The organism is Brevundimonas sp. Root1423, assembly GCF_001426805.1.
The window spans coordinates 85503-106403 of the sequence record NZ_LMFL01000045.1; the positions used below are offsets into that span (position 1 = coordinate 85503).

At 68.7% G+C, this 20901-nt stretch carries 21 protein-coding genes and 1 pseudogene; 10 read left to right on the forward strand and 12 right to left on the reverse strand.

Annotated features, from left to right (window positions below):
* Positions 1 to 2 precede the first annotated feature (2 nt).
* The 3 genes from gatA to ASD25_RS22020 all read right to left on the reverse strand — a co-directional run bounded on the left by gatA (position 3) and on the right by ASD25_RS22020 (position 2379).
* Positions 3 to 1481, reverse strand: a complete 1479-nt coding sequence (gene gatA, locus ASD25_RS22010) for an Asp-tRNA(Asn)/Glu-tRNA(Gln) amidotransferase subunit GatA (protein ID WP_056620477.1) — start codon at positions 1479 to 1481, stop codon at positions 3 to 5.
* A 1-nt stretch (position 1482) separates the two neighbouring features.
* Positions 1483 to 1770 carry an Asp-tRNA(Asn)/Glu-tRNA(Gln) amidotransferase subunit GatC gene (gatC, locus tag ASD25_RS22015; RefSeq protein WP_056620479.1) on the reverse strand — a complete coding sequence of 96 codons (288 nt, stop codon included), beginning with the start codon at positions 1768 to 1770 and terminating at the stop codon, positions 1483 to 1485.
* 81 nt (positions 1771 to 1851) lie between these two features.
* Positions 1852 to 2379, reverse strand: coding sequence for a hypothetical protein (locus ASD25_RS22020; protein WP_056620481.1), 528 nt, complete (start codon positions 2377 to 2379; stop codon positions 1852 to 1854).
* Positions 2380 to 2452: 73 nt separating this feature from the next.
* Here ASD25_RS22020 and ruvX point away from each other — a divergent pair, with 73 nt between their 5' ends.
* From ruvX to dprA, 6 genes are read left to right on the forward strand one after another with little or no spacing between them, the layout of a single operon-like run.
* Complete coding sequence (gene ruvX / locus ASD25_RS22025; protein WP_056620483.1) at positions 2453 to 2917, forward strand: Holliday junction resolvase RuvX; 465 nt, start codon at positions 2453 to 2455, stop codon at positions 2915 to 2917.
* The gene (locus tag ASD25_RS22030) at positions 2917 to 3840 is read left to right on the forward strand and encodes an AEC family transporter (RefSeq protein WP_056620485.1); all 924 of its coding nucleotides are present in this window, start codon (positions 2917 to 2919) and stop codon (positions 3838 to 3840) included. Before ruvX ends, ASD25_RS22030 begins: the two co-directional genes overlap by 1 nt.
* A gap of 23 nt (positions 3841 to 3863) precedes the next feature.
* Entirely contained in the window at positions 3864 to 4847 is a 984-nt protein-coding gene (locus tag ASD25_RS22035; protein ID WP_056620487.1) for an aspartate carbamoyltransferase catalytic subunit, read from the forward strand.
* Entirely contained in the window at positions 4844 to 6130 is a 1287-nt protein-coding gene (gene pyrC / locus ASD25_RS22040; RefSeq protein WP_056620489.1) for a dihydroorotase, read from the forward strand. Before ASD25_RS22035 ends, pyrC begins: the two co-directional genes overlap by 4 nt.
* 15 nt (positions 6131 to 6145) lie before the next feature.
* On the forward strand, positions 6146 to 6784 hold the full coding sequence (plsY, locus tag ASD25_RS22045; RefSeq protein ID WP_056620491.1) for a glycerol-3-phosphate 1-O-acyltransferase PlsY: 639 nt from the start codon (positions 6146 to 6148) through the stop codon (positions 6782 to 6784).
* Positions 6781 to 7875, forward strand: coding sequence for a DNA-processing protein DprA (gene dprA / locus ASD25_RS22050; RefSeq protein WP_056620493.1), 1095 nt, complete (start codon positions 6781 to 6783; stop codon positions 7873 to 7875). The genes plsY and dprA overlap by 4 nt, the downstream gene beginning before the upstream one ends.
* Here the strand turns inward: dprA and ASD25_RS22055 are convergent.
* Positions 7872 to 8105: a hypothetical protein gene (locus ASD25_RS22055; RefSeq protein ID WP_156389420.1), complete on the reverse strand. Its 234-nt coding sequence runs from the start codon at positions 8103 to 8105 to the stop codon at positions 7872 to 7874. The genes dprA and ASD25_RS22055 overlap by 4 nt on opposite strands.
* A gap of 155 nt (positions 8106 to 8260) precedes the next feature.
* Here ASD25_RS22055 and topA point away from each other — a divergent pair.
* Positions 8261 to 10737 (forward strand): annotated as a pseudogene (gene topA, locus ASD25_RS22060) (type I DNA topoisomerase).
* 163 nt (positions 10738 to 10900) lie between these two features.
* Here topA and ASD25_RS22065 read toward each other — a convergent pair.
* From ASD25_RS22065 to ASD25_RS22075, 3 genes are all read right to left on the reverse strand, one after another.
* Positions 10901 to 11320 (reverse strand): molecular chaperone DnaJ, encoded by a 420-nt coding sequence (locus tag ASD25_RS22065; protein ID WP_056620497.1) that lies wholly within the window; start codon positions 11318 to 11320, stop codon positions 10901 to 10903.
* Between the two features lie 4 nt (positions 11321 to 11324).
* On the reverse strand, positions 11325 to 12164 hold the full coding sequence (locus ASD25_RS22070; RefSeq protein ID WP_056620501.1) for a division plane positioning ATPase MipZ: 840 nt from the start codon (positions 12162 to 12164) through the stop codon (positions 11325 to 11327).
* A 113-nt stretch (positions 12165 to 12277) separates the two neighbouring features.
* Positions 12278 to 12922, reverse strand: coding sequence for an SPOR domain-containing protein (locus tag ASD25_RS22075; RefSeq protein ID WP_156389421.1), 645 nt, complete (start codon positions 12920 to 12922; stop codon positions 12278 to 12280).
* A 102-nt stretch (positions 12923 to 13024) separates the two neighbouring features.
* On the opposite strand from ASD25_RS22075, the gene panC reads away from it, so the two are divergent.
* Positions 13025 to 13897, forward strand: a complete 873-nt coding sequence (gene panC / locus ASD25_RS22080) for a pantoate--beta-alanine ligase (RefSeq protein ID WP_056620504.1) — start codon at positions 13025 to 13027, stop codon at positions 13895 to 13897.
* Here panC and ASD25_RS22085 read toward each other — a convergent pair.
* From ASD25_RS22085 to ASD25_RS22110, 5 genes are all read right to left on the reverse strand, one after another.
* Positions 13894 to 15594, reverse strand: coding sequence for a hypothetical protein (locus ASD25_RS22085; protein WP_056620506.1), 1701 nt, complete (start codon positions 15592 to 15594; stop codon positions 13894 to 13896). The two genes, panC and ASD25_RS22085, sit on opposite strands and share 4 nt — an antisense overlap.
* 61 nt (positions 15595 to 15655) lie before the next feature.
* On the reverse strand, positions 15656 to 15925 hold the full coding sequence (locus tag ASD25_RS22090) for a hypothetical protein (protein ID WP_056620508.1): 270 nt from the start codon (positions 15923 to 15925) through the stop codon (positions 15656 to 15658).
* Entirely contained in the window at positions 15922 to 16209 is a 288-nt protein-coding gene (locus ASD25_RS22095; RefSeq protein ID WP_056620510.1) for an I78 family peptidase inhibitor, read from the reverse strand. Before ASD25_RS22095 ends, ASD25_RS22090 begins: the two co-directional genes overlap by 4 nt.
* 333 nt (positions 16210 to 16542) lie before the next feature.
* Complete coding sequence (locus ASD25_RS22105) at positions 16543 to 17004, reverse strand: DNA polymerase III subunit chi (protein ID WP_056620514.1); 462 nt, start codon at positions 17002 to 17004, stop codon at positions 16543 to 16545.
* Positions 17005 to 17027: 23 nt separating this feature from the next.
* Positions 17028 to 18503 (reverse strand): leucyl aminopeptidase, encoded by a 1476-nt coding sequence (locus ASD25_RS22110; protein WP_056620516.1) that lies wholly within the window; start codon positions 18501 to 18503, stop codon positions 17028 to 17030.
* 136 nt (positions 18504 to 18639) lie between these two features.
* Between ASD25_RS22110 and ASD25_RS22115 the strand changes: the two genes are divergently transcribed.
* Positions 18640 to 19773: an LptF/LptG family permease gene (locus tag ASD25_RS22115; RefSeq protein WP_056620518.1), complete on the forward strand. Its 1134-nt coding sequence runs from the start codon at positions 18640 to 18642 to the stop codon at positions 19771 to 19773.
* The gene (gene lptG / locus ASD25_RS22120; protein WP_235562840.1) at positions 19770 to 20897 is read left to right on the forward strand and encodes an LPS export ABC transporter permease LptG; all 1128 of its coding nucleotides are present in this window, start codon (positions 19770 to 19772) and stop codon (positions 20895 to 20897) included. Before ASD25_RS22115 ends, lptG begins: the two co-directional genes overlap by 4 nt.
* Positions 20898 to 20901: the final 4 nt, after the last annotated feature.

Genomic DNA, 20901 nt, shown 5'->3' on the forward strand with positions numbered 1-20901 from the left:
GCTCACCACCACTTCTCGGGCTTGGCCACAAACCCCGCCGCGTCTTCCAGCGCGCTCGCGACCTGGAAAACGGTCGCCTCGTCCAGCGCCTTGCCGATGACCTGAAGGCCGAGCGGCAGGCCACCGCTGTCGACGCCGGCGGGCACCGAAATGCCCGGCAGGCCCGCGAGGTTGGCGGTCACGGTGAAGATGTCGTTCAGATACATCTGCAGCGGGTCGATCTGCTTGTCGCCGAGGGCGAAGGCGGCCGACGGGGTGGAAGGCGTCAGGATGGCGTCGACCTTGTCCCAGACGGCGTCGAAATCCATGGCGATCCGGCGCCGGACCTTGAGGGCGCGGACATAATAGGCGTCATAGAATCCGGCCGACAGGACATAGGCCCCGATGGTCAGGCGGCGCTGGACCTCCTTGCCGAAGCCCTCGGCGCGGCTGGTCTCATAGAGGTCGGTGAGGCTGGTCGTGCCCTCGGCGCGGTGGCCGAAGCGCATGCCGTCGTAGCGGGCCAGGTTGGACGAGGCTTCAGCCGGGGCGATGATGTAATAGGCCGGCAGGGCGTATCTGGTGTGCGGCAGGCTGATCTCGACGATCTCGGCGCCGCCGTCCTTCAGCCACTGGACGCCGCGGTCCCACAGCTGCTGAATCTCGGCGGGCATGCCGTCGACGACGTATTCCTTCGGCACGCCGATGCGCAGGCCCTTGACGCCCTTGTTCAGGGATTGGGTCCAGTCGGGCGTCTCGACGTCGAGGCTGGTCGAGTCCCTGACGTCGAACGAGCACATCGAGCGCAGCAGGATGGCGGCATCCTCGACCGTCTTCGTGATCGGGCCGGCCTGGTCCAGCGAACTGGCGAAGGCGACCATGCCGAAGCGGCTGGCGCGGCCGTAGGTGGGCTTGATGCCGACGGTGCCGGTGAAGGCGGCGGGCTGGCGGATCGAGCCGCCGGTGTCAGAGGCCGTGGCGGCCAGACACAGGTCGCCGGCGACGGCCGAGGCCGAGCCGCCGGAGCTGCCGCCCGGGGTCAGGTCGGCGTTGGACGTCGACGACTTCCACGGATTGACCACCGGACCGAAGGCCGAGGTTTCGTTTGACGAGCCCATGGCGAACTCATCCATGTTGAGCTTGCCCAGCATGACCGCGCCGTCGCGCCACAGGTTGGCGGTGACGGTGGACTCATAGGGCGGGACGAAGCCGCGGAGCATGTTGGAGCCGGCCGTGGTCTGGACGCCGTCGGTGCAGAACAGGTCCTTGATGCCCAGCGGCGCGCCTTCCAGCGCCCCGCCCTCGCCTTTCGCCAGTCTGGCGTCGGAGGCGCGGGCCATTTCGAGCGCCTTGTCCGTGGTCTGGACGACGTAGGCATTCAGGCGCGGGTTAGCGGCGTCGATGTTGGCGACGAAGGCTTTGGTGATCTCCTCCGACGAGAAGGATTTCGCCTTCAGGCCGTCGATGGCGGCCTTGAGGGTCAGTTTGGTCAGGTCGGACATTCTATTCGACCACCTTGGGCACGACGAAGAAGCCGTCGGCGGACCGCGGCGCATTGGACAGGACGGCGTCGACCATGCCGCCGTCGGTGACGACGTCGTCGCGCAGACGCATCGGCTGGGCCACGTTCGAGGTCATGGGCTCGACGTTCGTGACGTCGACCTCGTTGAGCTGCTCGATCCAGGCGAGGATGCCGTTCAGCTCCTGGGCCAGCGGCTCAAGGCGTTCCTCGGGGGTCTTGATGCGGGCGAGGTGCGCCACCCGGCGCACGGTCGCGGCGTCGATGGCCATGCGGCCCTCCAATTGCGAAACCTGAGCGGGCGGGATTAGCCGCCCGGCCTCGATTTCACAAGGATTCTGACGTTGCGGGCTCTATTGCGCCGGGGTGACGGTGACCGTGGGCGGGGCGGAGCCGTCTGCGGCCACAGCCCAGCCCACGATGACGCGGCGCGTGCGGCTGCCGATCGAGCCGGCGGCTTCGTCCATGACGCTTTCCTCGATCTCCAGATCAACGCGACCGCGGGCTTCCGACAGGACACGGTATTCGAGGACGTCGCCGAGGCGGAATACGCGCCAGCCCTCGGCCGGGCCCTGGAAGAAGGCCAGGTGGGTGTAGAGGCCGTTCATGGCCGGGTCGCCGCCGCCCGTGCCGAACAGTTTGGCGGTGAGCTGACCCTGCGCCTTCAGTTCGTCGAGCTGAACCACCGCGGCAGCCTGTTGCACGTCGGGCGCCGTTTCGGGCTGGAGCGTCGCGGCGGGACCTGCGGCGGTCAGGGACGCGGCGGCCGGCGCGGGCGTTGCAGCCTGTTCGGCAGCCGGAACGACGTCCTTGCGGGTCTCGACCTGGGTGTCGCAGGCGGCGAGCGCGAGCAAGGCGGCGAGGAAGGTGACGGGCTTCATCGAAAGGTCCCCCAAACAGCGATAGGCCACCTTGCACTTTGACAGGGCGGCTCGCCAGTCCTACCGCCAGACCGTGACAGTTCTCTCGCTCGAAGACCTCGCCGCCTCGACCCCGCCGGGCACGCCCTGGCTGGGGCTGGATCTCGGCGAGAAGACCATCGGCGTGGCCGCGTCCGACACGACGCGGATGATAGCCAGCCCCCTGTCGCTTATCCGCAAGACGAAATTCACCGACGACGCCCATGCGGTGCTGAAACTGATGGACGGGCGCAAGGCTTCGGCTCTGGTCATCGGCCTGCCGCTGAACATGGACGGGACCGAAGGCCCCAGAGCGCAGTCGTGCCGCGCCTTCGCCCGCAATCTGCAGCGTATCCGCGCCGTGCCCTGCGCCTTTCAGGACGAGCGCCTGTCGACCAGCGCGGTGGAGCGGTTCCTGATCGGGGAGCTGGACCTGACACGCAAGCGCCGCGCCGAGGTGGTCGACCGCACCGCCGCCGCGTGGATATTGCAGGGCGCGCTGGACCGGTTGCGCGGCTGATGGGCGCGCTGATCGCGGGCGTGCTGCCGGTCTTCGTGCTGATCGCCATCGGCTATGGCCTGCGCAAGTCCGACTTTCTGCCCGACGCAACCTGGCGGCCGATCGAGAAGCTGTCGATCCATCTGCTGTATCCTGGCTTTCTGATCCCGGCGATCTGGAACGCCGATCTGTCGGGCGGAAGCGCCGGGGCGGCGGGGGCCAGTGCAGTGATCGCGGTGCTGATCGTGGCGGCCGTGACGCTGCTGTCAAAGCCGTTGATCAAGGTCGACGGCCCGGCGTTCACCAGCGTGCTGCAGGGGGTGATCCGCTGGAACAGCTTCGTCTTCCTGCCGGTGATCCAGTCGGTATTCGGCACCGAGGGGCTGGCGCTGGCCGCGGTGATGATCGCGGCCATCATTCCGGTGACCAACATCGTCTGCGTGGTGGCTCTGGCGCGGTGGGGCGCGGACCAGAGGGGCACGCGGCCGCTGGCGTTGGCGAAGGCGGTCTTCTCCAATCCCATACTGCTGGCCTGCCTGATCGGGCTCGCGCTCAATTTCGCCGGCGTGCCGAGGCTGGCGGGGATTTCCGACACGCTGGAGCTGCTGGGCGCGGCCGCCCTGCCGCTGGGGCTGATCGTGGCGGGCGCCGGCCTGAGCTTCGCCGAAGTGGCGCGCAGGAAGTGGACCGTGGCCGGCGTCAGCTTCGTCAAACTGGTGATCATGCCGCCGCTGATGTGGGGGCTGTGCGTGCTGTTGGGCGGTGATGAGCTGGCGCAGGGGGTGGCCCTGCTGTGCGGCGCAGCGCCGGGCGCGGCGGCCAGCTACATCCTCGCGCGGCAGATGGGCGGGGACGCGCCGCTGATGGCCGGGATCGTGGCGCTGACCACGGTCGGAAGCGCGTTGAGCATTCCGATCCTGCTGGCGCTATTCCATCTGGCGTAGATGCGCCCTATAGGCGGGCCTCGATGAGCCAGCCTGCCGCACTCACCGATCTGATTCTCGAGCGGCTGGCGCCGTTCCCGCGCAGCCATTTCCTGTCGGCGGGCGATCTGAACGCCGCCACCACGCCGCCGCTGCTGGATCTGGCCGACGCCTTCGTCGACTTCAACCGCCAATCCTCGAAGTCGCTGGACCTGATGCGCGGGCGCACGGTCATGAACCTGTTCTTCGAGAACTCGACCCGCACCAGCGCCTCGTTCGAGATCGCGGCCAAGCGGCTGGGCGCCGATGTGACAGCCCTGAGCCCCCGCACCTCGTCGGTGGCCAAGGGCGAGACGCTGATCGATACGGCGGCCACGCTGAACGCGATGAAGCCGGACGTGCTGGTAGTCCGTCACGGCGCCTCGGGCGCGGCGGCCCTGCTGGCGCAGAAGGTCGGCTGCGCGGTCGTGAATGCGGGCGACGGGCGCCATGAGCATCCGACACAGGCGCTGCTGGACCTGCTGAGCCTGCGCCGCGCGTTCGGCGACGTGGGCGGGCTGACGGTCGCGATCTGCGGCGACATAGCCCACAGCCGCGTCGCGCGGTCCAATGTGTCGATGCTGTCGATGATGGGCGCGCGGGTGCGGTTGATCGGGCCGCCGACGCTGGTTCCCGGCGACGCTGACCGGTGGGGCTGCGAGGTCTTCCATGACATGCGCGAGGGTCTGAAGGGCTGCGACGTCGTGATGATGCTGCGCCTGCAGCTGGAGCGGATGGAGGGGGCGCTGGTGCCCTCGACCCGCGAGTATTTCCGTTTCTGGGGTCTGGACCGCGAGAAACTGTCCTGGGCCAATCCGGGGGCGAAGGTGATGCATCCGGGGCCAATGAACCGGGGCGTCGAAATCGACTCCGACGTGGCGGACGATCTGACCGTCTCCCTGATTCAGGATCAGGTCGAGATGGGGGTGGCGGCGCGGATGGCCGTGCTGGCGGCCCTGTCTGCGCGGCTGGATGGAGCGTCAGCATGAGCGCGATCGCCATCCTGAATGCGCGGTTGCTGGATCCCGCGACTGACTATGACGGCCCCGGCGCCGTGCTGGTCGAGGACGGCCGGATCACCGAAGTCGTCCATGGAGCCGGCGCGGTTGCGCCAGAGGGCGCGACAGTCATCGACGCGGGCGGCCTGTGCCTGTCGCCGGGGCTGATCGACATCCGTGTCAAGACCGGCGAACCGGGCGCGGAGCCCAAGGAGACGTTGAAGTCGGCCAGCCTGTCGGCGGCGGCGGGCGGCGTGACCACCATCGTCATCCAGCCCGACACCGACCCGGCGCTGGACGATCCGGCGATGATCGAATTCATCCAGCGGCGCGGCGCGGCCCTGAACCTCGTCAACGTCCGGGCGGCGGGCGCGGCCACCAAGGCGCGCGACGGGGTCCGCATGGCCGAGATCGGCCTGATGGACGAGGCCGGCGCGCTTTATTTCACCGACGTCGACAAGGTCATCGCCAATACCAGGACGCTGCAGCGGGTGATGAGCTACGCCGCCGCCTTCAACGCCCTGATTTCCTGCCGTCCGGCCGAGCCGTGGCTGAGCGAGGGGTCGGTGGCGACCTCGGGCGAATTGGCGACACGGCTGGGTCTGGCCTCGGCGCCAGCCATCGCGGAACGCATCCAGCTGGAGCGCGATCTCGCCCTCGTCGAACAGACGGGCGCGCGCTTCCTTGTCGACCAGATTTCGACCGAGGGCGCGCTGGAGACGTTGGCGCGAGCTCGCGCAAAAGGGCTGGAGGTCGCCGCCTCGGTGTCGATCAACCACCTGTGCTTCAACGAGATCGACATCGGCGATTACCGGACCTTCTACCGGCTGGACCCGCCGCTGCGTCCCGAGAGCGACCGGCAGGCCCTGATCGAGGCCGTTCGGGACGGGCTGATCGACGCCATCACCAGCGCCCACGCCCCCGCCCCCGCCGAGGACAAGCGTCGGCCGTTCGCCGAGGCGACTCCGGGCGCGGTCGGGCTGGAGACCCTGCTGGCGGCCGCCCTGTCGCTGCACCACGAGGACGGGCTGGACCTGCTGGACATCCTGCGGCCCTTGACGCTCGGGCCGGCGACCCTGCTGGGACTGGACGCCGGCGTACTGACCGCGGGCGCGCCCGCCGACCTGACCCTGTTCGATCCGGGTGCGCCGATCGTGGTCGATGCGGATGCGCTGAAGTCGAAATCGAAAAACTCCCCCTTCGACGGACGCCGTCTTCAAGGCCGGGTGTTGCTTACCGTCGTCGGCGGACGCATCGTCCACGACGCACGCTAAGAGGGAGCGAATCACTTGCAGGATCTGGTCGGACCCGCTCTCGGGACGCTCGCCCTCGTGGCGGTCGGCGGCTACCTGCTGGGCTCCATTCCGTTCGGGGTGATCCTGACGCGCCTCGTCACGGGCGAGGACGTGCGCAGCATCGGTTCGGGCAACATCGGCGCGACCAATGTGCTGCGGACCGGCCGCAAGGATCTGGCCTTCGCCACCCTGATCCTGGACGCCGGCAAGGGGGCCGTCGCCCTGCTGATTGCGCGACAGCTGTTCGACAGCGAAGTCGCGGGGGCCATCGCCGGAGGCGCGGCCTTCCTCGGCCACCTGTTCCCCGTCTGGCTGGGCTTCAAGGGCGGCAAGGGCGTGGCGACCTTCTTTGGCCTGCTGCTGGCCGCCTGCTGGCCGCTGGGTCTGCTGGCGGGCGCCACCTGGCTGCTGGTCGCGGCCCTGTTCCGGATGTCCTCGCTCGCGGCCCTGATCGCCGCGGTCGCCGCGCCGGTCTACGCCATCCTGCCGCTGACGGCGCTCGGCCTGCCCGCGCCGGCGCCGGTCGCGGCCCTGTCGGTGTTCACCGCGGCCCTGATCTGGATCCGCCACCATGAGAACATCGCCCGCCTGCTGAAGGGGACGGAACCCCGCATCGGCGCCAAAAAGGGGTGAGCCCCTCGCCGCCCCTGTCGGAGGCGGAGCGATTCGCGCGGCTGAGGCTGGCGCGCACCGACCGGGTCGGCCCGGTGACCTTCCGCCAGTTGCTGGACCGGTACGGAACGGCGGAACGCGCGCTGGAGGCCCTGCCCGAACTGGTGCGGCGCGCAGGCGGCAAGGGTGAAGGCCCGCCTGCCGTTGGCCTGATTGAACAGGAACTCGCCGCAGGCGACCGGATCGGCGCGCGGCTGCTGGCGCTGGGCGACGCAGACTTTCCCGAACCGCTCGCGGCGACCGACCCACCGCCGCCCGTGCTGTGGACCATAGGCGACGCCAGCCTGATGCGCCGGCCCTGCATCGCCATCGTCGGCGCCCGGATCGCCTCGGCGGGCGGCCAGCGGATCGCACGCGGGCTGGCGCAGCAACTGGGCCAGGCCGGGCATGTCGTCGTCTCGGGTCTGGCGCGCGGGATCGACGCGGCGGCGCACGCCGGGTCGCTGCCGACGGGCACAGTTGCGGTGCTGGGCGGCGGGGTGGATGACATCTATCCGCCGGACAACGCCGACCTCTATCGCCAGATCGTCGACCAGGGCTGCGTCGTTTCCGAAAGCCCGGTCGGGGCGCGGGCGCAGGCGAAGGATTTCCCGCGCCGGAACCGCATCATCTCGGGCCTGTCGCGCGGGGTGATCGTCGTCGAGGCGGAGCTGAGGTCCGGTTCGCTGATCACGGCGCGGCTGGCGGCGGAACAGGGCCGCGACGTCTTCGCCGTGCCGGGCTCGCCGCTTGATCCCCGCTCGAAGGGGCCGAATGAGCTGCTGCGGCAGGGCGCCATCCTGTGCGAGGGGCTGGAAGACGTGGAGCGCGCCTTCTCGACCTTGCGTACGCTGCGGGAGCCCGGGGCTGACGATCCTTTCCGGGGCGCGCCGGACGAGATCGACGCGGCGCTGATCGAACGGGTCGCAGCCCTGCTGTCGCCCACGCCGACGCCGCGCGACGAGCTGGCGCGGGCGACGGGTGCTCCGGTCGGGGCTGTGGCGGCGGCCCTGCTGGAGCTCAGCCTGGCGGGGCGGGCGACGCTGTTGTCCGGCGGCCTGGCGTCCAGCTAGGCGCTGCGTTTGAGGGGCGTAGCCACCACGACAGGATGGACCAGCGGACGGTTCGAGAGCACCACGGCCGCCTCCAGCGCCTGCGCCAGTGCCTCGTCGCCCGCCTCCCGCGCCATCAGAGCCAGTTGCCCGGCGAAGTCGCCGACGTATTCCCGGACCGGGTCACGCGCCGGAGCGCCCACGGTTCGACGGGAAGACGGCGCAACGGGCGGGACAGTCCGGTCGGTCATGTCTGACTCCTGTAGACGCGTCGGGTTATGCACAACTTCTACGTGTTTTACAAGATCAAACGCCGTATTACGGGTTGCGGTTCTGATACGCCGATTGACAGCGAGGCTCGCTCCAACCACGTTCCGCCCCCTTTCCGCCAAGGCCCCCTCCCCGCATGAACCTCGTCGTCGTCGAGAGCCCCGCAAAGGCCAAGACCATCAACAAATATCTGGGCCCGGACTTCACCGTCCTGGCGTCCTACGGGCATGTCCGCGACCTGCCGTCCAAGGACGGGTCGGTGCTGCCCGACGACGACTTCGCCATGACGTGGGAGATCGACGCCAAGGCCTCCAAGCGGCTGAGCGAGATCGCCGAGGTCGCCAAGAAGTCCGACCGCGTCATCCTGGCCACCGACCCCGACCGCGAGGGCGAGGCCACGTCGAGCGGGTCACCTTCAACGCCATCACCAAGAGCGCCGTGCTCGAGGCGATGGCCAATCCGCGCCAGATCGACATGGAGCTGGTCGAGGCCTATCTGGCCCGCCGCGCGCTGGACTATCTGGTGGGCTTCACCCTGTCGCCCGTGCTGTGGCGCAAGCTGCCCGGCGCGCGGTCGGCCGGCCGGGTGCAGTCGGTCGCCCTGCGCATCGTCGTCGATCGCGAGATGGAGATCGAGAAGTTCAAGGCGCAGGAATACTGGTCCGTCGAGGCCGACCTGAACGCCGACAGCCCGCCTTTCACCACCCGGCTGGTCAAGCACGCCGGCAAGCGGGTGCAGCGGCTGGACATCACGTCGGAAGCCATGGCGACGGCGGCGCGGGACGCCATCAACGCCGGGACCTTCACCATCGCCTCGGTGGAGAAGAAGCCGGTCAAGCGCGCCCCGGCTCCGCCGTTCATGACCTCGACCCTGCAGCAGGAAGCCTCGCGCAAGCTGGGCTTCACGGCGCAGCGGACGATGCAGGCGGCGCAGAAACTGTATGAGGGCGTCGACGATCAGGGCGGTCTGATCACCTATATGCGGACCGACGGCCTGTCAGTCAGTCCCGAGGGCATCGCCCAGGCGCGCGAGGTCATCGGCGACCGGTTCGGGCCAGCCTACGTTCCGGAACAACCCCGCTATTACAAGACCAAAGCCAAGAACGCTCAGGAAGCGCACGAAGCGATTCGTCCGACCAACATGACCCGGGCGCCCGAGACCCTGCGTCTCGATGGCGACCTGCAGAAGCTGTACGAACTGATCTGGAAGCGGACCATCGCCAGCCAGATGGAGTCCGCCCGTCTGGACCGGACTACGGTCGAGATCGAGGAGCCCACGGGCCAGACGGGCCTGCGCGCCACCGGTCAGGTCGTGGCCTTCGACGGCTTTATGGCCGTCTACGAAGAGGGCCGTGACGACAAGCCCAAGGACGGCGCGGAAGACGAGGACGAGACCACCCGCCTGCCCGCTCTGAAGGAAGGCGCTGTGGCCAGGGTCGAGGCCATACGCACCGAACAGCATTTCACCGAGCCGCCCCCGCGCTATTCGGAAGCGACGCTGGTGAAGAAGCTGGAAGAACTGGGCATCGGCCGTCCGTCGACCTACGCCTCGATCCTGACGACGCTGCGCGACCGCGAATACGTCCGTACCGACAAGAACCGCTTCTATCCCGAGGACAAGGGACGGCTGGTCACGGCCTTCCTCGAGGAGTTCTTCGCCAAATGGGTGGAGTACGACTTCACCGCGGCGCTGGAGACCCGGCTGGACGAGGTTTCGGCCGGCGAACTGAACTGGAAGGTGCTGCTGCGCGAGTTCTGGTCCGACTTCTATGTCGCGACCCAGGCCGCGGGCGAACTGCGCACCACGGCGATCCTCGACGCCCTGAACGAGTCGCTGGGTCATCACATCTTCCCGCAGAAGGAAGACGGGTCCGATCCGCGCGAATGCCCGCTGTGCAAACAGGGCCAGTTGAGCCTGAAGACCAGCCGGTTCGGCGCCTTCATCGGCTGTTCGCGCTATCCCGACTGCAAGTTCACGCGGCCCGTGGCCACGCCTGACGCGGCCGACGGCGGTGCAGATGGCGGCGATCGGGAACTGGGCGTCGATCCGGTCACGGGCCAGCCCGTGTCGCTGAAGATCGGCCGCTTCGGGCCGTATGTGGAAACCACGCCGCCCGGCGAGGAGAAGCCGAAACGCTCGTCCCTGCCGAAGGGCTGGTCTCCGGCGTCGCTGAGCCTCGAGCAGGCGGTGCTGCACGCCGGGACCTACGCCAATGTCGCCGACATCGACGAGGTGTTCGAGGTCGGGCTGAACCGCGCGGTCGTGCTGCTGGCCGAGAAGCGGGCGGGCAAGTTCGCCGGACGCGGCGCGGCTGCGGCGCCGCTGAAGGATCTGGGCGCCCACCCGGAGACGGGCGAGCCTATTCACGTCATGGCGGGCCGCTTCGGCCCTTATGTGAAGTCGGGCAAGATCAACGCCACCCTGCCCAAGGGCACGGCGCCGGAAGATCTGACGCTGGAAGACGCCCTGCCCCTGCTGGCGGCGCGGGCTCTGGCGGCGCCGTCCAAGGGCAAGAAGGCTCCGGCCAAGAAGGCGGCGGCGAAGAAGCCCGCGGCCAAGAAACCGGCCGCGAAGAAGGCTGCGGTGAAGAAGCCGGCCAAGCCGAAGGCCTGATCCAGCGTTCTCCCTCCCCTTCATGGGGAGGGACGGCGGAGCGGAGCGGAGCCCGGGTGGGGCAGTGTGAACCTGCCGCTGTCCGCGCCGGAGGCTGCAATTCCCCACCCGGATCGCTACGCGATCGTCCCTCCCCACTTCGGGGGAGGGAGAGGTGGTGCGTTCACCGCTTCAGCAACCTGTCTCGCGCCGCGTTCAGCCGCGACGCCAAACCTTCCGTCCCGCCCTGATCAGGATGGGCGCGGCCCATCAGGCGTTTCCAGGCGGCGTTGATGTCCTGAACCGTGGCGTCGGCCGATACGCCGAGGATGGCGCGGGCTTCCTTGTCGCTGATCGCATCGCTGCGGGGCGGTACGGAGCGCTGTCGGGAGGCGATCGTCAGCCACAGGCTCGCGCCGATCAGGCCGACAGCGGGGACCCAGGCGCCGCGGGAGGCCAGCAGAACCCCGCCGGCCAGCATCACCGCGCTGAACAGGGTGGCGGCGACCCGCCACTGGCCCCGGCCTCTTCCCTCGCTCTGGCGGCCCAGCCGGACCAGGGCCCAGACGGCGATCGCAGCGAGGGCCAGCCAGATCAGGCTCAAGACGTCATGCCGCCGCGTCGAGCGGGGCGTCCAGCGCGCCGCCGTCGAGGCCGAGCGCGTGCATCAGACTGCGCATCTCCTGACGAGCGGCGACGTGGGCCAGGGACACGGCCACGGGCCGGATATCGTTGGACAGGTCCGCGACGGTCAGGCCGAACGGGAACAGCTCGCGATAGATGACGCGGTCGCGCAGGCCGGGGCCCATGCGGAAGCCGACGCGGCGCGCCAGCTTCTCCATCCGCTCTTCCAGACGCTGGCGGTTGCGGGCGGCCGCGACGGCGAGGCGGTTGGTGACCACGATCCAGTCGATCTGGGCATGACGGCCCTGGGTGATGGCGCGCTGCTTGCGGGCCTCCCAGACGCTCTCGGAATAGATCGAGGGCTTGAGCAGGTCGAGGGTGACCGGATCGACCGAACCCAGCAGGTCGAAGTCGACGAAGCTGTCGTTCATCGGGGTGACGATCTGGTCGGCGAGGCCGTGCGCCGTGCGCGACAGCAGGGTGTCGCCGCCCGGTGTGTCGATCAGGATGACGTCCGAAGAGGCCTTGGCTTCGGCGAAGGCGGCTTCGAACCGGGCCAGCTGTTCGGCCTCGTCGGCGCGGGCGAGGACCTTGCCGTCGCCCATGTCGGGCTCGACCGGCATGGGCAGGGGTTGGCCGTTGGCCGCCGTCCAGGCGGCGCGGTTGGCGAAGAATTTGGCCATCGACCGCTGGCGCAGGTCCAGATCGATGATGGCGACGCGCTTTCCGGCGTGCAGCAGGGCGGTGACGATGTGGATGGCGAGCGTGGACTTGCCCGCTCCGCCCTTTTCGTTGCCGACGACGATGACCGTGGGGTCAGCCATGGAGACTCATACCTGTGTGGGGCCGCCGACTCAGACGCGCGGCCAGAACAGGCAGAATCGCGGCCGGCGGGGCCGGCGTCAACGCAGACGGACCGAAGGTCTGTGGATGCCGGCTAGACGGCGCGGCGGCACCAGGGATCGTCGATCCCGGCGGCGGCGCACACAGCGGCGGCGCCGGCGGCGGGCGTGCGCACCTTCAGCCGGGTCAGACTGCGACCGCCGACATCGACGGCCTCATAGACGGGCGACAGGCCGTCGAGGGCCCAGGCCGCCTGTCCTGCCTTGAGACGGGTCCAGGCTTCGCGCGCCGAGGCTTCGCTGGAATAGGCGCCCAGTTGCACCAGACCGCGCGCGGCGGCCGGAGCAGCGGTTGCAGCGGCCGGACTGGCCTGAAGAGCGGGACGAAGACCGGCGCGTGACGCGGCGGCGTCAATACGGGTCGAGACCTGCTGGACGGCGGCGTCAGCCATCGCGGGCGCGGCCGCAGCCACGAGACGCGGGGCGTTGCGTTCGACCATGCCGTTCAAATCGGCGTCACGGGCGTCCCAGAGGGCGTGAGGATCCAGAACCTCGACGCGAATGGCGGGGCGCAGACGAGTATCGGTCGCCGTGCGTTGCATCGCAGGCGTCGCCTCGACGCGCGGACCGTCGTCGAGCGGGATGGCGGCGACGGATTCGGCCATGTTCTCGAAACGGTGCGGGTCGGCGTCGACCATGCCGCAGGCGGTCAGGCCCGAGGCGGCGAGAAGGACAAGCACTGGACGGATCAGGAGGCTCGGCGTCATAAGCCAACCCTTGCATGGCGGGTTTTGCCGCACGGTTCACAAGCAGGCTTAAGCCGAAGGGTTAATCCGTTCATCATGACCGAGCCCACGTCCCTTCCCGTCGTCCGCACCATTGCCGCACTGCGCGAACAGGTCAGCGCGTGGAAGCGGCAAGGGTTCACCGTCGGCTTCGTTCCGACCATGGGAGCGTTGCACGAAGGTCACTTGACCCTTGTTCGGGAAGCCGGCCGCCGGACGGACCGCATCGTCGCCAGCGTTTTCGTCAACCCGACCCAGTTCGCGGCGCATGAGGATCTGGGCACCTATCCCCGGCGCGAGGCGCAGGACGCCGAAATGCTGGCGGGCGCCGGCTGCCACCTGCTGTTCGCCCCGACGGTCGAGGAAATGTACCCGGAAGGCTTCGTCACGGCCGTCAGCGTCGGCGGTCCATCCGCGGGGCTGGAAACCGACTTCCGGCCGCACTTCTTCGGCGGCGTGGCCGTGGTGGTGGCCAAGCTGCTCAATCAGGCCCAGGCCGACGTGGCTGTGTTCGGCGAGAAGGACTATCAGCAGCTGATGGTCGTGCGACGCATGGCGCGCGATCTGGACATCCCGACCGACATCGTCGGCTCGCCGACCGAGCGGGACGGCCACGGACTGGCCCTGTCATCGCGCAACGCCTACCTCAGCGAGGCCGAGCTGGAGACCGCGCGGCGGCTGAACGGCGTGCTGGCCGAGGCCGGCATACAGGCGTCGGCGCGGCTTCCGCTGGCCGTGGTCGAACGCGACGCCCATGCGGCGCTGCTGAAGGCCGGGTTCGAACGCATCGACTATGTCGCTGTCCGTCGCGCCGACGATCTGGCGCCGTTCGGCGACGGGTTCGTGGATGCGCCCGCCCGCATTCTGGCGGCGGCGTGGCTGGGGCGGACCCGTCTGATCGACAATATGGCGGTCGCCGCGCCGTCCTAGGCCAGCTTCAGGTCCATCGGTCCGCCGATCCATTCGACAGCCGCCTTGCGGCGCGCGTCCGCTGCGGCCGACGGGTCGCCCAGCACTGTCTCGGCCTCGGCGAGGACGAAATAGCTGTACGGGTCGCCGGGCCAGTCCTCGAGCAGTTCAAGAATCTTCGCCTTTGCGCCCGCCGCATCGCCCTTCAGAAGCATGGCGGCGGCGAGGCTGCGACGCGTCGGGTACCAGAGGATCGGCGGGTCGCCGCCCTCGGAATCGCCACTGGCCTGAATTTCAGCCGCCCGGGTGAAGGCGGCGATGGCCGCGTCGGCGTTGCCCTCGATCATGGCGGCGCGGCCTTCCAGCACGCGCTGCGAGACCTCGGTGAACTCGTTGCGCATCTTGCCCTGAGGCCCGGCGGCGAAGTCGGGCGCCCCCCGAAGGGCGGCGATCGCCACGGCCTCGGCGCGGACGGCCGCCGCGTCCCCTGCCCGCGCCGCGGCCTCGCCCCGGGCGAAGCGCCAGCTGACGCGCAGCATGGGATGGCGTTCTGCCGGCTCGGTCAGCGAGGCGACCTTCTCCGGCGAGCCGAAGCGGCCGTAGATGGCATAGGCATTGTTGGCCATGGCCTGACGCCAGACATTGGTCGCGGGAATTTCGGGATAGGTGGCCAGGAACCAGTCGGCCAGCTTCAGCCCCTCCTCGCCGCCGCCCGCCATCAGCGCGCCGCCCATGCCGAAGTGGATGTTGTGCCCGTGCAGCGGCATGCCGGGCACGCCCCCCGGCGGCCGCGCCAGCCCGTCGTAGCGCCGGTCGAGCGCCACGGCGTTGACGTTGGACATCATGGCGTCCTTGTACCGGCCCACGCGATAGAAGGTGTGCGACGGCATATGCACCAGATGGCTGGCGCCGGGGGCGAGCGCCGCCAGACGCTCGCCATAGGGAATGGCCTTGTGCGGATCGTCCGACCATTCGGTCAGATGGATATACAGGTGGATGGCGCCGGGATCGTTGGGGGCCTGGGCGAGGGTCTGTTCGAGAATCGTCATGGCGCGGGTAATGCCGGGATCGGCGGCCTTGCCGTCGTGATCCCACCATTCATCAGCGTTCAGCATCCATGCGTCCGCCGTGAGTGCGGCCACCGTGACGTCGGTCGGATTGTTGCGAGCGATCCGGTCCATCGACTGGGCGAACCGGCGGCTGCGCGAGGATTTCCAGCCCGAATAGCGCTGGACGAGTGCGTCAATCATCTGGCGCTGCATCGGCGTCGCCTTGCGTGACATCCGGCGGGCTTCCCGCGCGGCCTTGAGCGCGGCGGCGAGGCTTTCGTCGTCGTTTCCGCCGCCATTCAGATTGGGGCCCAGCGCCCATGCCTCGCCCCAGGCGCACATGGCGCAGGCCGGATCCAGCAGCCGGGCCTTGCGGAAGGCGCGCACAGACTCCTTGTGCTCGAACGCCCAGCGCAGGCGGACACCATGGTTGAACCAGGCCTGGGCCTCGGGGTTGGCCGTGTCGATGGTGAAGCCGCCCGTTCCGAAGCCGTCGACCATGACCATGTCGGCGACCGGCGTGCCGGCGTTGGCCGAGCCAGCCTGACCGCAGACCTGCGGACGTTCCAGCAGGGCGCGCACGGCGCTGTCGGCGGTCGCATCGGCGACGGCGGCCGGTCCGATCAGGGCGGCGGTCAACGCCACCCCGGCCATAAGCATCCTGCGCATCAACCCGTCTCCCCGTCCCTCACGCCACCCTGCCGCGAAAGACGGGGAACGCCAAGCGGGATCAGCCGCAGTCGACGCGTTCGATGATGCCGGTGGCCTGATTGAAGCGGACGTTCAGCCGGTCAGGACGCAGATCCTTGGTCGTCGGACAGGTGGTGCAGACGACGCGGACGTTGGCGTCGGCCGGGAACGACACCGCCCCGACGTGGGAGCCGATCAGCGACTGCGACGCCGCCGCGTCACAGCGTTGCGGAATCGGGGTCGTTTCGGGCGTATCGACCGGCGCGCACGCCGCCAGCGTCAGGCCCGTAGCCCAGAGAAGCGCCCTCATCCGCATTTGACCTCGCGGATGATCCCGGTGCGTTCCTCGTAGAGGATGTTGAGGCGCGAGGGGCTGTAGTCCATCGTCACCGGACAGGTGGTGCAGGTCACGCGCCAGTTCTCGTTGGCGGGCTTGGCCGGCAGTTCGGAGCGGTTGCGGCCGACGTAGCGCTGGTACTGGTCCGCCCGACACTGGGTGGGACCGTCCGACGGCGTCGTCGGGGCGGTCGGTTCGACCGGAGCGCAGGCGGCCATCAGGCTGGCGGCCCCGAGGATGGGTGCAAGGGTCTTCATCGGCGGAGTCTCCCTGGGTGCGTCAGCCGCAGCGGACCTGTTCCACGATCTGCGTCTGCTCGTTGAAGAAGATGTTCAGGCGCTGGGGCGCATAGTCCTCGGTCACGGGGCAGGTCGTGCAGGTGACCCGACGGTTCACAACATCAACAGGAACGGGAATGTCGGTCTTCGGTTTCCCGACCAGCCACTGAAGCTCGCCCGCCCGGCACATGTCCACGGTCGGATAGGTGGGCTGGGACCCGACCGGCGGGTTCAGCTGGGCCTGCTCAATGGCGCGCGGCGCCGAGGCGTCAGAAGCCGGCGTCGTACAGGCCGCCAGCGCCGTCAGGGCGATCAGGCCGCCTTTTCCCAGCGACCTTCGGGCGACTGTTTCCAGTAAGCGAGGTTCGCGCCCTGATCCTTCAGCGTCTTCCAGCGGACCCGCGCGCCCGACAGCGCCTCGTCGTTCCGTCCGTCGAAGATGATGAAGCATCGGTCGAAGCCTTTCGTGTCGCCCAGTTCAGCACTGTCCACGATGAACAGCGCCTGAGCCGCGTTCGGGTTCTCGGTCGAGTCGGTCAGCAGGATGGGCTGACGCGCCGCCTCGGGCTCGCCGGCGCGGCCATGGGCGAGGAAACTGTCGTCGCGGTACGTCCACAGCCGCTCGTCGATATCGTCGAGCAGATGCGGGTCGGATGCCCGGACGAGCGCCTTCCAGCCCCGCTCCCGCGTCTTTTCCAGCAGACCGGGCAGGACCTGGTCCAGCGTCGAGCGCTCGAGATGGTAGAACCAGATTTCCGGCGTTGCGTCAGACACCCGGTTCTACCTCTCGAAATGGATCAGGACTCGTAGGAGTCAGCCACCATCCGGTCGAGCGTGCGCACGCCCCAGCCCACGGCGCCGTCCGGCACGGTCGGGCTCTTGGAATCCTTGACCCAGGCCGTCGGCGCGATGTCGATGTGAGCCCAGGGCGTGCCGTTGGTGAAGCGCTGCAGGAACAGGGCGGCAGTGATCGAGCCGCCCGCGCGGCCGTTGCCGGTGTTCTTCACATCGGCGATCGGGGTGTCGATGTGGCGCTCGTAGGCGGCCGGGATCGGCATCCGCCAGGCGTTCTCGCCGACCTTGGGAGCAGCGGCCAGGAAGTTGTTGGCCAGTTCGTCCGAGTTGGAGAAGACGCCGGCGTATTCCAGACCCAGAGCGACGATCATGGCGCCCGTCAGAGTGGCCAGGTCGAGCATGAATTTCGGCTTGAAACGCTCCTGGGTATACCAGAGGCAGTCGGCCAGAACGAGGCGGCCCTCGGCGTCGGTGTTCAGGACCTCGACCGACTGGCCCGACAGGGACATGACCACATCGCCCGGACGCTGGGCCGCGCCGTCGGGCATGTTCTCGACCAGACCGATGACACCGATGGCGTTGACCTTCGCCTTGCGGCCGGCCAGCGCATGCATGAGGCCGGACACGGCGGCGGCGCCGCCCATGTCCCATTTCATTTCTTCCATGCCGTCGGCCGGCTTGATGGAGATGCCGCCGGTGTCGAAGCAGACGCCCTTGCCGACGAAGGCGATGGGCTGTTCGCCCTTCTTGCCGCCGTTCCATTTCATGATGGCGACCTGGCTTTCGCGCACGCTGCCCATGCCGACGGCCAGCAGGGTGTTGAAGCCGAGCTTGGTCAGTTCCTTCTCGCCGAGAATTTCGACCTCGAGGCCGAGTTTTTCGAGACCCTTCACGCGCTTGGCGAACTCTTCCGGGTACAGGATGTTGGCGGGTTCGCTGACCAGATCGCGCGAGAACTCCACGGCCTCGGCCACCGCGGCGAAGGAGGCGTAGGCGGTCTCGGCGGCCTTCGGGTCGGCAGCGACGACCTTGATCGTCTCGATCGACGGCGTCTTCTCGGGCTTCAGCGTCGTGCGGTATTTGAGGAAGCGGTAGCTGGCCAGACGGGCGGCGAAGGCGGCGCGCGCGGCCTGGGCGGCCGACAGGTGCGAGGCGTCGATGGTCAGGGCGGTCGCGCCCGACATCTTCACCGCGTGATAGGCGGCGCCGGCGGCGGCCTCCAGGGCGAGGTCGTCGAACTTGCCCGGATCTCCCGCGCCGGTCAGCACGATGGTCGAGGCGTCAACGCCCGCGGGGGCGGCGACGACAAGGGTGCTGTTCGATCCACCGGTGAAGCGGCTCGCGGCCATGGCGCGGGTGAGCGCCCCGGACGTCGCGGCGTCGAGCTGGCTGCCCGCACCGACGAAGGCCCGGCCTTCGTTGACGAGGACGGCGAGAACCTCAGGGGCGCTCGCGGACGCGACGAATTCGATCTTCATTTACTGCTCCCGCCGGGCATTACGCACCCGGTGATGGTGTCGACAAGGATGAGCGCGCGCGGTTTCACCGGCGCGGTCGGGTGTGTATTAGATGCTCTCCCTCGCCGCCGCCTGCAACGGGCGATTTCTCCCGAACATGACCCTGATCCAAGGCTATCTTTTCCGGCAGATCGCGCGTCCCGTCGTCGGCGCGTGCGCAGCGCTGACCGGAATCGGCATTCTCAGCCAGAGCCTGGATCAGCTGGAGGTCATCGTCGAACGCGGTCAGAGCCTGTGGGTGATGATCAAACTGACCCTGTTGGCTGTGCCGCAGCTGCTGGCGGTGATTGTGCCGATCGGCATGTTCGTGGGCGCCCTGATCGCCCTGACGCGGCTGCAGCGCGAGCAGGAACTGACCGCCGTCTTCGCCTCGGGCGTGACGCGCTGGTCGGCGATCCGGCCGGCGATCCGGCTGGCGGTGATCGCCGCCCTGCTGACCCTGTTGATCACCACGGTGCTGCAGCCCTGGGGCCAGCGTCAGGCCCGCGCCGAGGCCTTCGCCATCCGCACCGATCTGGCCGCCGTGCTGATCGAGGAGGGCCGTTTCGTGCAGGGCCCCGAAGGCCTGACCGTCTACGTCCAGCAGATCGAACAGAACGGCCTGTTGAAGAACCTGTTCGTCTACGTCGACGAGGGCGACAAGGTCACGACATGGGACGCCGCCGAGGCCCGGTTCGGACGAATCGACGGCACGCCCGTGCTGACCCTGCTGAACGGGTCGCGGCAGAGCTATTCGTCGCGCGGCGTGCTGGAATACATCTCGTTCGGGCGCACCGTGGTCGACCTTGCCCCCTATGCGAACCTGACAGACCGGATTCGCTACAAGCCGTCGGACCTGTATCTGCCGCAGCTATTCAATCCGTCGCCCCAGGACCTCGAGACCGTGGGATCGGCCGGTGAACTGGTGGCCGAGGGCCATTCGCGCCTGTCCACCCCCCTGTACGCCTTGATGGCCATGGCGATGGCCCTGACCGCGATCATGGGGGGCCAGTTCAGCCGCACGGGCTACAGCCTGCGAATCGCCAAGGCCGCCGGCGCCTTCCTGATCGTACGCGTGGCCGGCTACGGCATCGTGTCCGCGAGCGCGTGGAACGGATGGCTGAACATCTTCCAGTATCTGCTGCCGATCCTCGCGACCGTTATCGCGCTGAGGCTGCTGTTCCGGGCGCTGAAGCCCCGCCACAGCCGCTCATGGCCCATGCTGGACCAGCTGAAGGCGAGGTTCGCGTGAGCCGTATCGCCCTGCCCGTTCCGTGGCTCCGCCTCGGCCGTATCGAGCGTTATGTCCTGCTCCAGCAGGCGCGCTCTCTGGCCGTTGCGATGGGCATCATCAGCGCCCTGATCATGCTGATCGACTTCGTGGAGATTTCGCGCGGAGTCGGATCCGACGTCGATCTGTCGGCGCCCCACATCCTCGGCCTGATGTTGCTGAAGTCGCCGCAGGTGATCGTCCAGCTGCTTCCGTTCGTCTTCCTGTTCGGGACGCTGGCGGCCTTCGTCGGGCTGAACCGGCGCAGCGAGCTGATCGCCATGCGGGCGGCCGGCGTCTCGGCCTGGCGGTTCGTCCTGCCCGCGGCCGGCGCGGCCCTGATGTTCGGCGTGCTGACGGTGGCTGCGCTGGGACCGCTGGCCGCCTCAGCGGACGGCCTGTTCCAGCGCGAGCGGTCGCGCCTGTCCGGATCGGCGACCGCGGGCGACGCCGAACAGGCCATCTGGATCCGTGAAGGCGATGACACCCGGCAGATGGTCATCCGCGGAGCCCGGCAGGACCGCACCAACGCCCGCCTGCTGGGCGTGAGTTTCTTCATCTACACGACCGACACGGCGGGGATGCGCACCTTCTCCGAGCGGATCGACGCCGCCTCGGCCACGCTCGCCGCCGGCCGCTGGCGTCTGGTCGACGCGGTCGGGGCCCAGATCGGCCAGCGCGCCGTGCGTTACGCGACGCTGGATCTGCCTTCGAGCCTTGCGGATGACGAGGCGTTCGAGCGGTTCGCCCGCCCCCAGTCCACCTCCTTCTGGTCCCTGCCGGGGCAGATCGCGCGTGTTGAGGACGCGGGTTTCTCGTCCACGGCCTACCGGCTGCGATTGCAGCAGCTTCTGGCGACGCCCCTTATGTTCGCGGCCATGTCCATTCTGGCCGCCGCCTTCTCGCTGAGACTGATGCGGCTGGGCGATCTGGCGAGGATGAGCGTCGCGGCCGTGGTGCTCGGATTCGGCTTCTTCTTCGTCAATCAGGCCGCCTCGGCCTTTGGTTCGGCCGAGGTCATCCCGCCTTGGCTGGCGGCATGGCTGCCGCCTTTGTTGACCGCGCTCGCCGCCTTCACCTTGCTGTTCTATACCGAAGACGGCTAAGCGA

Coding starts and splice junctions, on each gene's coding strand:
- gatA (WP_056620477.1), bottom strand. CDS start 1,481: ATGTCCGACCTGACCAAACTGACCCTCAAGGCCGCCATCGACGGCCTG.
- gatC (WP_056620479.1), bottom strand. CDS start 1,770: ATGGCCATCGACGCCGCGACCGTGCGCCGGGTGGCGCACCTCGCCCGC.
- ASD25_RS22020 (WP_056620481.1), bottom strand. CDS start 2,379: ATGAAGCCCGTCACCTTCCTCGCCGCCTTGCTCGCGCTCGCCGCCTGC.
- ASD25_RS22030 (WP_056620485.1), top strand. CDS start 2,917: ATGGGCGCGCTGATCGCGGGCGTGCTGCCGGTCTTCGTGCTGATCGCC.
- ASD25_RS22035 (WP_056620487.1), top strand. CDS start 3,864: ATGAGCCAGCCTGCCGCACTCACCGATCTGATTCTCGAGCGGCTGGCG.
- pyrC (WP_056620489.1), top strand. CDS start 4,844: ATGAGCGCGATCGCCATCCTGAATGCGCGGTTGCTGGATCCCGCGACT.
- ASD25_RS22055 (WP_156389420.1), bottom strand. CDS start 8,105: ATGACCGACCGGACTGTCCCGCCCGTTGCGCCGTCTTCCCGTCGAACC.
- ASD25_RS22070 (WP_056620501.1), bottom strand. CDS start 12,164: ATGGCTGACCCCACGGTCATCGTCGTCGGCAACGAAAAGGGCGGAGCG.
- panC (WP_056620504.1), top strand. CDS start 13,025: ATGACCGAGCCCACGTCCCTTCCCGTCGTCCGCACCATTGCCGCACTG.
- ASD25_RS22085 (WP_056620506.1), bottom strand. CDS start 15,594: ATGCGCAGGATGCTTATGGCCGGGGTGGCGTTGACCGCCGCCCTGATC.
- ASD25_RS22090 (WP_056620508.1), bottom strand. CDS start 15,925: ATGAGGGCGCTTCTCTGGGCTACGGGCCTGACGCTGGCGGCGTGCGCG.
- ASD25_RS22095 (WP_056620510.1), bottom strand. CDS start 16,209: ATGAAGACCCTTGCACCCATCCTCGGGGCCGCCAGCCTGATGGCCGCC.
- ASD25_RS22110 (WP_056620516.1), bottom strand. CDS start 18,503: ATGAAGATCGAATTCGTCGCGTCCGCGAGCGCCCCTGAGGTTCTCGCC.
- ASD25_RS22115 (WP_056620518.1), top strand. CDS start 18,640: ATGACCCTGATCCAAGGCTATCTTTTCCGGCAGATCGCGCGTCCCGTC.